Annotated in this window: 10 protein-coding genes and 5 tRNA genes; 6 read left to right on the top strand and 9 right to left on the bottom strand. The window is 76.2% G+C overall.

Annotated elements, in window-relative coordinates; genetic code table 11:
• Positions 1-46: 46 nt before the first annotated feature.
• The 3 genes from Sfr03f_RS23655 to Sfr03f_RS23665 all read right to left on the bottom strand — a co-directional run bounded on the left by Sfr03f_RS23655 (position 47) and on the right by Sfr03f_RS23665 (position 2837).
• Entirely contained in the window at positions 47-898 is an 852-nt protein-coding gene (locus tag Sfr03f_RS23655; protein WP_108956045.1) for a GNAT family N-acetyltransferase, read from the bottom strand.
• 65 nt (positions 899-963) lie between these two features.
• On the bottom strand, positions 964-1788 hold the full coding sequence (locus Sfr03f_RS23660; RefSeq protein WP_108956046.1) for an aminotransferase class IV: 825 nt from the start codon (positions 1786-1788) through the stop codon (positions 964-966).
• The gene (locus tag Sfr03f_RS23665; RefSeq protein WP_108956047.1) at positions 1785-2837 is read right to left on the bottom strand and encodes a chorismate-binding protein; all 1053 of its coding nucleotides are present in this window, start codon (positions 2835-2837) and stop codon (positions 1785-1787) included. The genes Sfr03f_RS23660 and Sfr03f_RS23665 overlap by 4 nt, the downstream gene beginning before the upstream one ends.
• Before the next feature lie 189 nt (positions 2838-3026).
• On the opposite strand from Sfr03f_RS23665, the gene Sfr03f_RS23670 reads away from it, so the two are divergent.
• The 5 genes from Sfr03f_RS23670 (at position 3027) to Sfr03f_RS23690 (ending at position 3504) form a co-directional block, all read left to right on the top strand.
• A tRNA-Gly gene (locus Sfr03f_RS23670) sits at positions 3027-3099 on the top strand.
• A gap of 41 nt (positions 3100-3140) precedes the next feature.
• Positions 3141-3214 (top strand) — tRNA-Cys (locus Sfr03f_RS23675).
• Position 3215: 1 nt separating this feature from the next.
• A tRNA-Val gene (locus tag Sfr03f_RS23680) sits at positions 3216-3287 on the top strand.
• A gap of 34 nt (positions 3288-3321) precedes the next feature.
• Positions 3322-3393, top strand: a tRNA-Val gene (locus Sfr03f_RS23685).
• Positions 3394-3432: 39 nt separating this feature from the next.
• Positions 3433-3504, top strand: a tRNA-Val gene (locus Sfr03f_RS23690).
• A gap of 142 nt (positions 3505-3646) precedes the next feature.
• Here Sfr03f_RS23690 and Sfr03f_RS23695 read toward each other — a convergent pair.
• Entirely contained in the window at positions 3647-3907 is a 261-nt protein-coding gene (locus tag Sfr03f_RS23695) for a TFIIB-type zinc ribbon-containing protein (protein WP_108956048.1), read from the bottom strand.
• Between the two features lie 110 nt (positions 3908-4017).
• Positions 4018-4935 carry a phosphotransferase gene (locus Sfr03f_RS23700; protein WP_108956211.1) on the bottom strand — a complete coding sequence of 306 codons (918 nt, stop codon included), beginning with the start codon at positions 4933-4935 and terminating at the stop codon, positions 4018-4020.
• A gap of 531 nt (positions 4936-5466) precedes the next feature.
• Between Sfr03f_RS23700 and Sfr03f_RS23705 the strand changes: the two genes are divergently transcribed.
• Positions 5467-6798 (top strand): serine/threonine-protein kinase, encoded by a 1332-nt coding sequence (locus Sfr03f_RS23705; RefSeq protein ID WP_170145148.1) that lies wholly within the window; start codon positions 5467-5469, stop codon positions 6796-6798.
• A gap of 146 nt (positions 6799-6944) precedes the next feature.
• On the opposite strand, the gene Sfr03f_RS23710 is transcribed toward Sfr03f_RS23705, so the two are convergent.
• From Sfr03f_RS23710 to cbiE, 4 genes are all read right to left on the bottom strand, one after another.
• Positions 6945-7757: a TrmH family RNA methyltransferase gene (locus Sfr03f_RS23710; RefSeq protein ID WP_108956050.1), complete on the bottom strand. Its 813-nt coding sequence runs from the start codon at positions 7755-7757 to the stop codon at positions 6945-6947.
• Between the two features lie 14 nt (positions 7758-7771).
• On the bottom strand, positions 7772-9004 hold the full coding sequence (cobA, locus tag Sfr03f_RS23715) for a uroporphyrinogen-III C-methyltransferase (RefSeq protein WP_108956051.1): 1233 nt from the start codon (positions 9002-9004) through the stop codon (positions 7772-7774).
• A gap of 187 nt (positions 9005-9191) precedes the next feature.
• Positions 9192-12953 (bottom strand): nicotinate-nucleotide--dimethylbenzimidazole phosphoribosyltransferase, encoded by a 3762-nt coding sequence (gene cobT, locus Sfr03f_RS23720; protein WP_108956052.1) that lies wholly within the window; start codon positions 12951-12953, stop codon positions 9192-9194.
• 386 nt (positions 12954-13339) lie between these two features.
• Positions 13340-14548 carry a precorrin-6y C5,15-methyltransferase (decarboxylating) subunit CbiE gene (cbiE, locus tag Sfr03f_RS23725; RefSeq protein WP_108956053.1) on the bottom strand — a complete coding sequence of 403 codons (1209 nt, stop codon included), beginning with the start codon at positions 14546-14548 and terminating at the stop codon, positions 13340-13342.
• Between the last annotated feature and the right edge of the window lie 18 nt (positions 14549-14566).

The raw sequence follows: 14566 nt of genomic DNA on the forward strand, positions 1-14566 counted from the left end.
CGGTGCCGCGCGGATCACGGCGTGGTCCGCGCGGGCGGCCCGCGGGTCAGAGCAGGGGCTTGTACAGGTGGTGGTGGGTGGGGCGGTAGCCGAGGGAGGCGTAGAGGCGTTCCGCGGGGACGTTGCCCGCGAAGACGTTGAGGCACACGGCAGAGTGTCCCGCCGCCCCCGCCCGCTCCTCCGCGAGCCGCATCAGCAGCCGCCCGAACCCCCGCCCGCGCACCGCCTCCTCGGTCATGACCTGGTAGACGTACGCCGGCTCCGTCTCCCCCGCGCCCAGCCGCAGCCACAGCAGTCCCGCCCGCTCCCCCTGGAACTCCAGCACCCGGAACTCCATGCCCGCGGTGGCGAGTCCGTCCGGCAGCAGCCGCCGCTGGTCCGCGCGGGACCTGGCGAGGGCCTCGGCCTCGGGCACCCCGCGGGCGATCCAGTCGCGGGCGTACTGCTCGGCCTCCGTCGCGCGCCAGGCCTCGAACTCCTCGGGCGTCATGGACCGCACGCGGCTGCCGGCCGGCAGTTCCACCGGCGCGGCCCCCGACGCGGGCGGGACGGCGAGCCGCTTCTCCAGGTTCCGGTTGCGTTCGGTGTACCCGAGCGCGGCGGCCAGCCGCAGGCCCGCCTCGGCCTCCGCCGGCACCGTGGCCTCGATCCGCCGGCAGCCCCAGATCCGGGCGACCTCCTCGGCGGCCAGCGCGGCCACCGTGGCCCGGCCGCGCCGGCGGTCCGCCTCGTCGATCCGCAGGTCCAGCACGCGTGCCACCGTGTCCCCGAACACCGGCGAGGTGCCCAGGCGCACGGCGCCGACGGGCCTGCTGTTCACGCACACCTGGAAGCGGCGCGAGCGGGTCCCGTCGGCCTCCTGCTGCAACGGCTCGGTGGGCCGCAGGGTGGTGGTCATGCCGTGTTCCTACCCCACCGGCGGCCCCACGGCCACCTGGTGCCCCGACCGTTTCCCGCGCCGGTTCAGGGGTCGAGGTCGTCGCCCGACCGCTCCGCGAAGAGCCGCATCGCCTTCGCCGTCAACGGACCCTCGACACCGGGCAGTTCACGGTCGTCCACGCGGTGCACCGCCTGCACGTCGCGGAGCGAGGAGGTCAGGAACACCTCGTCGGCGCGCTCCAGGACGTCCAGCGGCAGGTCGGTCTCCCGCGCGCCGGTCCACTCGGCCACCAGCTCGCGGGTGATGCCGGCCAGGCACCCGGAGGCGAGCGGCGGGGTGAGGATCTCGCCGCCCAGGACGACGAAGACGTTGGAGCCGGTCCCCTCGCAGAGCTGCCCGACGGTGTTGCCGAACAGGGCCTCGGAAGCGCCGTGTTCGTGTGCGCGGGCGAGCGCGACGACGTTCTCCGCGTAGGAGGTGGTCTTCAGTCCGGTGAGCGCGCCGCGTTCGTTGCGGGTCCACGGCACGGTGATCACCGCGGTGGAGTCGGGGCGTGCCTTGGCCTCGCCGAGCGCCACCACCAGCGTGGTGCCCCGGTCACCGCGGTCGGAGCCGAGCGGGCCGTGGCCGCCTGTGTAGGTGATCCGCAGCCGCCCCAGCGGGAGGCCCGGGTTGGCGTCGATCACGGCCTCGCAGGCGCGGCGGACCTCGCCGGCGTCCGGGGCGGGAAGGCCCAGCCCCCGGGCCGACCGGGCGAGCCGGTCCAGGTGGCGGGTGAGGGCGAAGGGCTTCCCGTCGACCGTCTTCACCGTCTCGAAGATGCCGTCCCCCACGGTCAGGCCGTGGTCGAGGACGGAGACGCGGGCGGACTCGATGTCCTTGAGCCCGCCGTCGAGCCATATCTTCACGAAAGGGTCCCTCCACTGGTGTCGTGCGTTCCCGACGCTACCGCGAGCAGCCGGGACGCCTTGAGCTCGGTCTCCGCCCACTCCCGCTCCGGGTCGGAGTCCCAGGTGATCCCGGCGCCGGTCCCGAAGCGCAGCACGGCGGAGCCGGAGCCGTCCCGGTCGATCCAGAAGGTGCGGATGCCGACGGCCAGCTCGGCGCGGCCGCGGTCGGCGTCGACCCAGCCGATGCCCCCGCAGTAGGGGCCGCGCGGCCCCCGCTCGAGGGCGGCGAGGATCGTCAGGGCGCTCTCCTTGGGGGCGCCGGTCACCGAGCCGGGCGGGAAGGCGGCGGTCAGGAGCTCGGGCCAGCCGGCCCCGGGCAGCAGCTCGCCGCGCACCGTGGAGACCAGGTGGACCAGGCCGGGGTGCTTCTCGACCACGCACAGGTCGGGCACGGTGACGCTGCCGGTGCGGCAGACCCGGCCCAGGTCGTTGCGGACCAGGTCGACGATCATCACGTTCTCGGCCGTGTCCTTGGGCAGCAGGTCGGCCTCGGTCCGCCCGGTGCCCTTGATCGGGCCGGACTCCACGGTCCGCCCGTCGCGGCTGAGGAAGAGCTCCGGGGAGGCGGTGGCGATCTCCACCCCGTGTTCCGGCAGACGGATCGTTCCTGCGTACGGCGCCGGGTTGCCGCGCGCCAGCAGCGCCGTGAGGTCGTCGACGTCGGCGTGCGGGGCGACGGGCGCGGTGAGCACGCGGCAGAGGTTGGCCTGGTAGACCTCGCCGGCCGCGATGTGCCGGTGGATGCTCCGCACGCCTTCGGTGTACGCGGCGCGGTCGAGCGAGGACGTCCAGTCGCCGGAGGCGGGCGCGGGCCACCGTCCGGGGACGGGCGCGGGGACCGGCTCGGTGCGGACGTCGGCGAAGCGGGCGCAGGTCAGGCGGCCCTCGTAGTCCGCGGCGACGGCCCAGAAGCCGCTGGAGTCGAGCGCGGCGGGGTCGTCGGTGACGTCGAGCAGGCCGGTGGCGACCAGGCCGCCGAACCGGGCGAGGGGTGGGAGGTGCTGCACGCCGCCGAGTGTAGGTCGGGACCGGGCGGGGCTTCCCGGGCCGGTGGGGAGCGGGCGCCGCGGGACCTGCCGGAACGCGGTCCGGGGAGGTCCGCCGCGGCATGCTGGGCAAACGCGTTTTTGTACTGGCCCGGGAATGGGCTAAAGTTCAACACGTCGCCGGGACGCGGAAGCGGACCGAAACGACAGGCGGACGTAGCTCAGTTGGTAGAGCGCAACCTTGCCAAGGTTGAGGTCGCGAGTTCGAGCCTCGTCGTCCGCTCGCATGAAGAGCAGGGGATCTTCCCGAACCCCTGTGCTCCTGGTGGAGTGGCCGAGAGGCGAGGCAACGGCCTGCAAAGCCGTCTACACGGGTTCAAATCCCGTCTCCACCTCCAAGGACGATTAGCTCAGCGGGAGAGCGCTTCCCTGACACGGAAGAGGTCACTGGTTCAATCCCAGTATCGTCCACCGGTCCGCAAGGACCTGATCCGCAAGGATCCCCGCGCGATTAGCTCAGCGGGAGAGCGCTTCCCTGACACGGAAGAGGTCACTGGTTCAATCCCAGTATCGCGCACGCGGTAGGCACGGCCCCCGGGCCGCGCACCTGTCCCGAGGACGATTAGCTCAGCGGGAGAGCGCTTCCCTGACACGGAAGAGGTCACTGGTTCAATCCCAGTATCGTCCACACCGGCGCGAAGCCCCCGTCCACCTCGGTGGACGGGGGCTTCCGCGTTCTCCGTCCCCCGCGGCCTCGCCGCCCCGCGGCCTCGCGGCCTCGCCGCCCCGCGGCCGAGACCGCAGGGACGCCAGGGCGACGTCAGGCGGCGTCAGGACGAGAAGAGCATCCGGCCGAAGCTGTGCGGGCGGTGGTGTCCGCCGTGGCCGTGGTGGCCGGCGTGCGGCGCGCCCCAGGCCGGGGCACCCGGGGCCGCGGGCGGGGCGGGCTGGGCCCACTGGGCCTCCAGCCGGGTCAGCGTCTCCAGCTCGCCGTAGTCGAGGAAGATGCCCCGGCAGCCCGAGCACTGCTCGATCTGGACCCCGTTGCGGTTGTAGGTGTGCATCGGCGCGTGACACTTCGGACAGTGCATCGACGGATCAACTCCTCGTTTCGCGGTGCGTGTTCCTGTGGTGCTGCGGCTCTCGCCCTCACAGACTCTCCCCCGGACGCGGCCGGTTGCACCTCGAACGGACGGATTCGTCACACCGGACCGCCTCCGGGGGCCACCATGCGCCCGCAGGCGTCGACCAGCGCCTCCTCCGCCTCGTCCAGCGGCCGCCCCGCGAGGGCGGCCTTGGTGACGGACCTGGCGGCGGTCTGCACGGTCAGGGCGCGGGCGGGTACGTCCAGCGTCGGCCACGGGTCGCCCTCGGCGGGCACGGCGGGGCCCCGGGCGGCCCGGTAGGCGCGCAGGAAGCGCTGCCACTCCTCGGCGGGCAGCAGACCGCAGGCGTACCAGGAGGCGGGCCTGGCGAGGTCCCAGGCGGGGACGCCGACGCCGAGGTCGTCGACGTCTATGAGCCGCCACGGACCGTCCGGCGCGGGGTGGCGGACCAGCTGGCCCAGGTGCAGGTCTCCGTGGCAGAGCGCGGTCACGGCGCCGGGCGGGGCGGGCTCCTCGTCGCGGGCCCAGGGCGGCAGGGCCCGCCAGGCGCCCAGCAGCGCCGGGACGGCGGGGTGGCCCGGCGCGTCGGCGGCGAGCCGGGCGACCGCCAGGGCCGCCTTGCCGGGGCCGCGCATGGCGGGCAGGCCGGGGGGCGGCGGGGTGCGGTGCAGTCGCGCGGTGAGGGTGGCGGCGTCCTCCCAGGGGGCGGCGTCCGGGTCGTCGGGGTCGACGGGCCGGCCCAGCGGCCAGTGGGTCACCAGGCGCCCGCCCAGGGGGACGGGGGCCGGGTCCAGGGGCGGCAGCAGGATGTCCGGCAGGGCGGCCGCCACCGCGACGCGGGCGCGCAGGGCGGCGGGGTCGGTGCCGGGGGCGTGGGCCTTGACGACGGTGCGGTGGTGGCGGACGACGGTGGCGTCGGGGCGGTCGGCCAGGGTGTCGGTGACACAGCCCGGGCAGGGCCGGGCGGCGGGGTGGGCCGCGGCGCGCGCGTGCTCGTGGAGGTCTGCCGGCATGGCGGTGAGCGTACGCGGGCAGTGGATCACGGTGTGGACGAGGACGATGGGGCGGGACGACGCCCGTGAAAACCCCACGCCGGCGCGGCGATCGTGCCGCACCGGCGTGGTGCCGTCCGTCGTACCCCCGTCCCCACGGGGTTCGTTCGGGCCGATGTCCCCACCCGGACCGCTCTTCCGGGCCCGGGACGCGCTCGGCGCCCCGGCACCACGCCCTCGGACGACGTCTGCGTGGTCACAGGGGAAATACTCGCGCGGATTCGGGGCCGCGGCGTCATGCCCTCGGATGAACCGGGTCGCCGCGGCTACTTCCCAGGGTGGAGAAGCGGAGGCCGGAGCTTCGCCTCGTACGGGACGGCTGGTGATGTGGCTCACGCGGCGGTACGGTCGCCAAACCCCTTGTGGAGGCGGCATCTTGGCAGCCGCGAGCCCGCAAACGCGTTCCCGCGGGGGTGAGCGGGCGCGGCCTGAACGCGCGGCGCGGCCGGGAAACGTAAGCTGTTGGCTCGTCAGACGGACCGGGCAGCGGGGATGAACATGGCGATGATGCGCCTCAGGCGCGAGGACCCGCGCGTCGTCGGCTCGTTCAGGCTGCACCGGCGGCTCGGCGCGGGCGGGATGGGCGTGGTCTACCTGGGCTCCGACCGGCGGGGCCAGCGGGTCGCGCTCAAGGTGATCCGGCCGGACCTGGCCGAGGACCAGGAGTTCCGGTCGCGTTTCGCCCGCGAGGTGTCGGCGGCGCGGCGGATCCGGGGCGGCTGCACGGCGCGGCTGGTGGCGGCGGACCTGGAGGCCGAGCGGCCCTGGTTCGCCACGCAGTACGTGCCGGGGCCCTCGCTGCACGACAAGGTCGCCGAGGAGGGTCCGCTGCCGGCGGCGGAGGTCGCGGCGGTCGGTGCGGCGCTCTCCGAGGGGCTGGTCGCGGTGCACGAGGCCGGGGTGGTGCACCGGGACCTGAAGCCGTCCAACATCCTGCTCTCCCCCAAGGGCCCCCGGATCATCGACTTCGGCATCGCCTGGGCGATGGGGGCGTCCACGCTCACCCACGTCGGCACGGCGGTGGGCTCCCCCGGGTTCCTCGCCCCGGAGCAGGTGCGGGGGGCGGCGGTGACGCCGGCCACCGACGTGTTCGCGCTGGGCGCCACGCTGGCGTACGCCTCGACGGGGGACTCGCCGTTCGGGCACGGCAGCTCCGAGGTGATGCTGTACCGCGTGGTCCACGAGGAGCCGCAGCTGCGGGGCGTGCCGGGGGCGCTGGCGCCGCTGGTGCGGGCCTGTCTGGCCAAGGACCCCGAGCAGCGGCCCACGACGCTGCAGCTGTCGCTGCGGCTGAAGGAGATCGCGGCGCGGGAGGCGCAGGGGCTGGGATTGGGCGAGGCCCGGTCCGCCGGACGGGACGACGGTGCGGCGGGCTCGGCCTCGGCCGCGACGGTGCGGACGCCGGTGCCGCGGGGGTCCGCGCCGTCCGCCTCGGCGGGGCGCACGCCGGTGCGGTCCCCGGGGGGCGCTGCTTCGCCCTCCCCTGCCGAGGCGCGGCGGGCCTCCGCCTCCCCCACGCCGGCGCGGCGGCGGCCTCCCTCCACCGGGGGGAGCCGGCCGGGCCGCAAGGGGGCCGCCCCCTCGCGGGGCGGTCGCGCGGCGCCCGGGACGGGTGCGGGCACGGGCGGCTCGCGCAGCGGGACGAAGCTGCGGCCGGCCAATCCGCGGCTGCTGCGGCAGCGGCTGACCGTGTTCGTGGTGGTGACACTGCTGGCGGCGCTGGGGATCGCCACGGTCCAGGGCTGTCAGGGGCCTTCCGACGCGGCGGGGCTCGGCCCCGGTCCGGGTCATGCCGCCACGGCGGCGGGCGCCCCGCCGGGCTGACCCCTCCGCGGCCGCCCGCGGCGGGCCGCACGGAACCGCGGCGGGCTCGGGGACGGCCGCGGGGTGCGGCGACGGGCCGAGGGCACCCGGCGGGCTCACGCAGCCGTGGCGGGCTCACGGAGGGTCGCCGGGTGCGGCGGAGGGCCTCAGGCCGGGCGGGGGCGGGTGGCGTAGAAGGCCACGGCGGAGGCGGCGGCGACGTTGAGGGAGTCGACGCCCTCGGCCATGGGGATGGTGACGTGGAGGTCCGCCTCGGCCAGGACGCGCGGGCTGAGGCCGTCGCCCTCGGTGCCGAAGACGAGGGCCAGGCGCTCGTCTTCGCGCGCGGCCAGCTCGTCCAGCGTGACGGCCTGCTCGCTCAGGCAGAACGCGGCCACCGTGAAGCCCGCCTCCCGCAGCCGCCCGACGTCCGCGGGCCACGTCTCCAGCCGGGTCCACGGCACCTGGAACACCGTGCCCATCGACACCTTCACCGCCCGCCGGTACAGCGGGTCCGCGCACCGCGGGGTGAGCAGCACCGCGTCGACGCCCAGCGCGGCGGCGTTGCGGAAGGCGGCGCCGATGTTGGCGTGGTCGACGATGTCCTCGAAGACGGCCACCCTCCGCGCCCCCGGCAGGAGTTCCGCGACGTCGCGCAGCGGCTCGCGCGCCATGGAGGCGAGCGCCCCGCGGTGCACGTGGTAGCCGGTGACCTGTTCGGCGACCTCGGGCGTCACCAGGAGGACGGGCGCGTCGGTCGCCTCGACGACGTCGGCCATCACGCCCGCCCACTTGGGCGTGAGCATCATCGACCGCATGGCGTGGCCGCCGTCGACGGCCCGCCGGATCACCTTCTCGCCCTCGGCGATGAACAGGCCTTCGGCGGGTTCCCGGCGGCGGCGCAGCTCGACGTCGGTGAGGTCGGTGTAGTCGGCGAGCCGGGGGTCGGCGGGGTCGTCGACGAGGACGGGTTCGGCCATGGGGTGCGGTGCCTTCACGTGAGCGTGGCGGCGCCGACGGAGACCACCGGGCCGATGACGATGACGGCGGGCGGCCGGACGTCCTCGGCGCGGACGACCTCGCCGACGGTCGCCAGGGTGGCGTCCACCCGCCGCTGGGCGCTGGTGGTGCCCTCCTGGACGAGGGCGACGGGGGTGTCGGGCGCCTTGCCGTGGGCGATCAGCGCCTCGGCGATGCGGCCGATCTTGTCGACGCCCATCAGGATGACGAGCGTGCCGGTGAGCTTCGCCATGGCCGCCCAGTCGACCAGCGAGCGCGCGTCGTCGGGGGCGACGTGGCCGCTGAGGACGGTGAACTCGTGGGCGACGCCCCGGTGGGTGACCGGGATGCCGGCGGCGGCCGGGACGGAGATGGACGAGGAGATGCCGGGGACCACGGTGCAGGGGATGCCGGCCTCGGCGAGCGCCTGGGCCTCCTCCATGCCGCGGCCGAAGACGAACGGATCGCCGCCCTTGAGGCGGACCACGGCCTTGCCCTGCTGGGCGTGCTCGATCAGGGCGTTGTTGATGGCCTCCTGGGCCATGTAGCGCCCGTAGGGGATCTTCGCCGCGTCGATGACCTCGACGTGCGGCGGGAGTTCGTCGAGCAGGTCGCGGGGGCCGAGCCGGTCGGCGATGACGACGTCGGCCTCGGCGAGCAGCCTGCGGCCGCGCACGGTGATCAGGTCGGGGTCGCCGGGGCCGCCGCCGACCAGGGCGACGCCGGGGCTCTTGATGCGGTGCTGCGGGGCGACCAGGGTGTTGTCGCGCAGGCCCTCGACGACGGCGTCGCGGATGGCGGCGGTGTGGCGCGGGTCGCGGTCCTTGGCCTCGGTGGTGAGGACGGCGACGGTGACGCCTCCGGCGCGGCCGGTGGCGGGGGTCCAGGCGGTGGCGGCGTCGGCGTCGTCGGAGCGGACGCACCAGACGCGGCCGCGCTCGGCCTCGGCGGAGGCGGCGGCGTTGGCCTCGGGGTCGCTGGTGGCGACGACGGCGTACCAGGCGCCCTCCAGGTCGCCGTCGGCGTAGCGGCGGCGCTGCCAGGCGATCTCGCCGGCGTCGGCCATCGCCTCGACGGACGGGGTGGCGGACGGGGAGACCAGGGTGACGTCGGCGCCGGCCGCGACCAGGGCGGGGAGGCGGCGCTGGGCGACCTGCCCGCCGCCGAGCACGACCACTCGACGGCCGGTGAGGCGCAGGCCCACGGGGTAGGCGGGGTGTTCGGCCATGGGGCGGCTCCCTGGGAACGGGCTGCTGGGGACGCTGCCGGGCCGCTTCGGGCATGCCCGGCAGGGGTGGGAGCTGCGCCGTCGGAGCTGCCCTGACAGGGGGAGTTTATGGCGTGCGGCGGGCCCGGACCGGGGCAGGGCGGTGTGATCTTCGCACGATCTCCCGCCCCGCCCGGTCCTGGCGGTGCTACTTCTCGGTGACGCCGGCCGAGTCGAAGGTGGCCACCTCGTGCATGGCACGGGCGGTGGACTGCACCAGCGGCAGCGCCAGCAGGGCGCCGGTGCCCTCGCCGAGGCGCAGGTCCAGGTCGACCAGCGGGCGCAGGCCCAGCTTGTTGAGCGCGGCGACGTGCCCCGGCTCGGCGCTGCGGTGGCCGGCGATGCAGGCGGCCAGCACCTCGGGGGCGATGGCGCGGGCCACCAGGGCGGCGGCTCCGGCGCTGACGCCGTCCAGGATGACCGGCGTGCGCAGGCAGGCGCCGCCGAGCAGCAGACCGACCATGGCGGCGTGCTCCAGGCCGCCGACGGCGGCGAGGACGCCGATCGGGTCGGCCGGGTCGGGCCGGTGCACCTCGAGGGCGCGGCGCACCACGTCGGTCTTGCGGGCCAGCGTCTCGTCGTCGATGCCGGTGCCGCGGCCGGTGACCTCGGCCGGGTCGGTCTCGGTGTAGACGGAGATCAGGGCCGCGGAGGCGGTGGTGTTGGCGATGCCCATCTCGCCGGTGAGCAGCGCCTTGTTGCCGGCGGCGACCAGGTCGCGGGCGGTCTCGATGCCCACCTCGATGGCGGCCTTGACCTCCTCGCGGGTCATCGCGGGCCCCTGCGTCATGTCGGCCGTGCCGGGCCGCACCTTGCGGGGCAGCAGGCCCTGCTGGGGCGGCAGTTCGGCGGCCACGCCGACGTCCACCACGCACAGTTCGGCGCCCACCTGGGTGGCGAAGGCGTTGCTGACCGCGCCGCCGCCGAGCATGTTGGCCACCATCTGGGCGGTGACCTCCTGCGGCCACGGGGTCACGCCCTGGGCGTGGACGCCGTGGTCGCCGGCGAACACCGCGACGGCGGCGGGCTCGGGGATCGGCGGCGGGCACTGCCGGGACAGGCCGCACAGCTGGGCGGAGATGATCTCCAGCATGCCGAGCGCGCCGGCCGGCTTGGTCATCCGCTTCTGCCGCTCCCACGCCTCGCCGAGCGCCTTGGCGTCCAGCGGGCGGATCCCGGCGATGGTCTCGGCGAGCAGGTCGTGCGGCTCCTCGCCGGGCAGCGCGCGGCGGCCGTAGGCCTCCTCGTGCACCGCCCAGGACAGCGGGCGCCGCTTGGACCAGCCGGCCTGCACCAGTTCCGGCTCGTCCGGGAACTCGTCGACGTAGCCCACGCAGAGGTAGGCGACGACCTCGAGGTACTCGGGCAGGCCGAGGGCGCGGACCATCTCCCGCTCGTCGAAGAAGCTCACCCAGCCGACGCCGAGGCCCTCGGCGCGCGCGGCGAGCCAGAGGTTCTCGACGGCCAGGGCCGCGGAGTAGGGGGCCATCTGCGGCTGGGTGTACCGGCCGAGTGTGTGCTGTCCGCCGCGGGTCGGGTCGGCGGTGACGACGATGTTCACCGGAGTGTCGAGGATGGCCTCGATCTTCATCTCCTTGAACTTCTTCGCCCGGCCCTTGGGCAGCGACTTGGCGTACGCCTCGCGCTGGGCCATGGCCAGTTCGTGCATCTGCTGCCGGGTCTCCTCGGAGCGGATGACGACGAAGTCCCAGGGCTGGGAGTGCCCGACGGACGGCGCATGGTGCGCGGCCTCCAGGACGCGGCGCAGCACCTCGTGCGGGATCGGGTCGGGGCGGAAGCCCTGGCGGATGTCGCGGCGCTCGCGCATCACGCGGAGCACGGCCTCGCGTTCGGCCTCGGCGTATCCCGGTGCGGCGGGCTGGGGCTCGGCGTCCTGGCCGGCGGCCGGCTCGGCGAGTTCCTCCGCCACGGCGGGGGTGTCCTCGCCGACGGGGGCGGGCCGGACGGGGGCCGTGTCCGCGGCCTCGGCCTCGGCCTCGGGGAGCGCCTGCTCCTCGGCCCGCTCCGCCTCCGCGTCCTCGGCCGGTGCGGCCGGTGCGGCCTCGGCGGCGTCCGGCTGCGGGGTCCCGAGGTTCTCGGGCTCCACCGCCGTCGGCTCGGGGGCGATGCTCTCGCCCTCGCGGGGGGCGGGGACGAGCGCGACGGGGGCCTGCGGCTGCTCGGCTGCCGTGGCCTCGGCGGGGGCCTCCGCGGGCTGCTCGGGAGCGGTCTGGGCCCCGTGGTCGGCGACGGCGTCGGTGAGCGGGGCGGGGCCGGTCCGGAACTGCTCGAACTCCCCGTCCGCGACTGCCTGCTCGGCTTCGGCGTGCTCGGCTGCGGCGTGCTGAGCAGCGGCGTGCTCGGCGGCAGCCTGTTCCGCCGCGGCGTGCTCGGCGGCGGCCTGCTCGGCCGCGGCCTGCTCGGCGGCGGCCTGCTCGGCTGCGGCCTGCTGGGCGAGGGCCTGCTCCGCGGCAGCCTGCTCCGCGGCGGCGTGCTCCGCCGCCTGGGCGGCCGGGTCGGCGGACTCCGCGTCCGGGGCCTGGGCGGGCCACGCCTCCCCCGCAGCGGCCGCGGGGTAACCGGGGGCGGGGGCCAGGTGCGGCGGGGCCGGGACGGTGCCGGGGACCGGCACGAACTCGCCCAGCGGCTGCTCGGCCAGGGCGAACTGCCCGGAGGCGTCCGGCCCGTGGGCCGCGGCCTGCTGCGCCGCGGCGGCCTGCTGCGCGGCGGCCAGGTCGTGGGCCGCGATGCCGTGCCGGCCGCCGAGCGTGCCGTGCCCGGAGAGGGTGTCGTTGGGGAAGCTCTGCTGCAGGGCGGCGGCGTCCTGACCCGCGTACGTGTCCTGCGCGCCGCCGTGGGCGTCCTGCGGGGCGCCGTGGGCGTCCTGCGGCGCGGTGGCGAACGGCTCCTGCCCGGCGAACGTGTCCTGCCCCGCGGTCTCCTGGCCGGCGTAGGCCTGCTGTGCGGCGGCGGGGTACTGGCCGGTGCCGCCGTCGGCCTGGGCGGCGTAGGGCTCGCCCGCGCCGAGGGAGGCGTCGGCGGCCGGGTAGGCCTCCCCGCCCGTGGCGTAGGCGTCCGCGGCCGCCTGCCCGTTCCGGGCGGCGGCGGTCTGCTCGGGGTGGTCCTGGGCCGTCTCCTGCCCGGTGGGCACGCCGCCCCACGGCGTGGGGTGCTGAGTGGCGGGGCCGCCGCCCGGGGTCTCCGGGGCCGCGCCCTGCTGCCCCGACTGCCGGACGACGGTGGCGGGTCCGCGGTCGGCGAGGGACCGCACGGGGCTCATCGAGGCGTCGGGGGTCGGCGGGCCGAGGTGCAGCGGGCGACGCGGGCCGGCCCGTCCGGGCGCCTGGGCGGCGGCGCCGAGGTCGTAACTCCCGCTGTCGTGGACGCCGGTGGCGTGCGAGGTCGCTCCGGCGCCCTGCGGGACGGAGCCCGGGACGCCCTGCTCGGGCAGACCCGGCAGGCCGTGGTGCCCCGGGCCGCCGTGCTCCGGCGCGCCCTGGGCCGCGCCGCCGGTCTGGTCCGCTCCGGCGGTCTGCTCGGCGTAGGCCGGGTACCCGGCCGCGCCCTGCTGCTCCGCGTAGGCCTGCTGCTCCGGGTACGCCTGTTCCGCGTAGACCTGCTGACCATGGGCCTGCTGACCGTGGGCCTGCTGGGCGTGACCGTGCTGGTCCGCGTAGGCGCCCTCCGGGTAGCCGCCCTCGGCGTAACCGCCCTCCGGGTACGCGCCTTCCTGCCCCGGCGGCACCTCGTTGCCCCAGGCGCCCTGGGCGCCCGGCAGCAGGAGCTGGTCTTCCTCGGCGGTCGGCTCGGAGAGGTAGGTGTAGGAACCCGGCGCGGGGACGCCCGGCTGTTCCACCGTGCCTGCGCTCTCCGGCAGTCCCTCGCCCGGGACCTGGCCGGTGTCGGTCATGCGTACCCCTCGCCCATCGGTTGGTGCTTCTGACGACCTGCTCGTCCGGAGCGGCGCGCGGACCGCCCGTCCTGTTGAACGAGCGGGCCCGCCGAGCGGCACGAGAGACCCGCCCAGTCGGACGAGGAGCCGACGACTCGTATTGTCGCCGTCCCCCGCCCTCCGGTGCAGGCCGATGCGGCAAGGTCCGTGGTGGAACCCGCCCTCTCGTGCGCCTCCGGCGCCGTCGTACCGCACCCGTCCTCCGGCCGGCGGTCTTGTCCGGACATGGTCCGACGAGAACCGAATTCCAGGCGTAGTACAACGATCGGCCAGCCTACCCCGCGCCCCGAGACCGTTCGATCACGGGGCGCTACTGACGGCGGACGGCGCCGTGCCGCCGCGCGTCACCGGGCCCGCTCGCGCAGCCTCTCCCCGCAGAGCAGGAATCCGACGCTGCGGCCCTTCTCGGTCCACTGTTCGGCGTCGAGGGCGACGGACTGCAGGAGCGAACAGTCGACCGCGAACCCGCGCTCGGCCAGGCGGCGGCCCGCGAGTTCGGCGGCGTCCCGGGTGGGGACGTGGGCGACGATCCGCTCGGGCCGGCGGTCGGCGACGGCGGCGATCACCTCCGCTCCCCCGTCGGCGATCCGCACCACGTCGGGCTCGGGCAGGTCCTCCAGGACGTGCGGGGCGGCGCCCCGGACGGTCTGGAGCTGGACGCCTGAGCGGCGGGCGGCGCGCTCGGTGCGGGCGCAGGCCTCCAGGTCGCGGTCGACGGCGATCACGGCGGCCCCGGCGCGGGCGGCCTCGACGGCGAACGCGCCGCTGCCGCAGCCGATGTCCCAGACGAGGTCGCCCAGGCGCGGGCCCAGCCGGGACAGCTGGGCGGCCCGCAGGGGTTCCGCCTCCGCCTCGCCCAGCGGCCCGTCGTAGCAGTCGGAGGGCAGCACCCAGCCGCGGGGGCCGGTGGGCGCGCGGCCGGCGATCCAGGGGGCGGACTCCGCGTTGGTCGGGGCGCCGATGGCGATCACCACGTTGGGGTCGCGCCAGCTGTGGTCGGCGGCGCGGTCGGAGGTGACGATGCTCACCTGCTCGCGGTCGGTGCCGAGTTCCTCGCAGACCACGAAGGTGCGGGGCGCGCCCTCGAGGAGCAGCCCGAGTTCGGCGGGCCCGGCGCCCGGGGCGGTGAGGACGGCGACCTTGGTGTGGGCGCGGCAGACGTTGACGGCCCGGCGCAGGGTGCGCGGCTGGGCGACGACGACCAGGGCGTCGTCCCAGGGCATTCCGGCGCGGGCGAAGGCGGCGGCGACGGAGGAGACGGCCGGGACCACCTCGACCTCGAGCCCGAACTCCGGTGCGCGCAGGGTGCGGACGACGCCGAAGAAGCCGGGGTCCCCGTCGGCGAGGACCACGGCGGTGCCGCGGTGGCCGGCGATCCGGCGGGCGGCGAGCGGGAGACTGCCGAGGGGGACGCGTTCGGCGGTGGGCGGCACCTCGGGCAGGGCCAGGTGGTGGGGGGCTCCGGCCACCAGGGTGGCGGCGCCGAGCGCGGAGAGTCCGGCGGCGGTCAGAGGCGAGCCGTCCCAGCCGATCACGGTGACGCGGTCGGCCATCGTCGTCAGTCTCCAGGG

Source organism: Streptomyces fragilis (assembly GCF_003112515.1).
Taxonomy (GTDB): Bacteria; Actinomycetota; Actinomycetes; order Streptomycetales; family Streptomycetaceae; genus Streptomyces; species Streptomyces fragilis.

Bases quoted from the DNA above. Each gene is read 5' to 3' on its own strand.
- Sfr03f_RS23700 (WP_108956211.1), bottom strand. From the start codon at position 4,935: ATGCCGGCAGACCTCCACGAGCACGCGCGCGCCGCGGCCCACCCCGCC.
- Sfr03f_RS23695 (WP_108956048.1), bottom strand. From the start codon at position 3,907: ATGCACTGTCCGAAGTGTCACGCGCCGATGCACACCTACAACCGCAAC.
- cobT (WP_108956052.1), bottom strand. From the start codon at position 12,953: ATGACCGACACCGGCCAGGTCCCGGGCGAGGGACTGCCGGAGAGCGCA.
- Sfr03f_RS23705 (WP_170145148.1), top strand. From the start codon at position 5,467: ATGAACATGGCGATGATGCGCCTCAGGCGCGAGGACCCGCGCGTCGTC.
- Sfr03f_RS23655 (WP_108956045.1), bottom strand. From the start codon at position 898: ATGACCACCACCCTGCGGCCCACCGAGCCGTTGCAGCAGGAGGCCGAC.
- Sfr03f_RS23710 (WP_108956050.1), bottom strand. From the start codon at position 7,757: ATGGCCGAACCCGTCCTCGTCGACGACCCCGCCGACCCCCGGCTCGCC.
- cbiE (WP_108956053.1), bottom strand. From the start codon at position 14,548: ATGGCCGACCGCGTCACCGTGATCGGCTGGGACGGCTCGCCTCTGACC.
- cobA (WP_108956051.1), bottom strand. From the start codon at position 9,004: ATGGCCGAACACCCCGCCTACCCCGTGGGCCTGCGCCTCACCGGCCGT.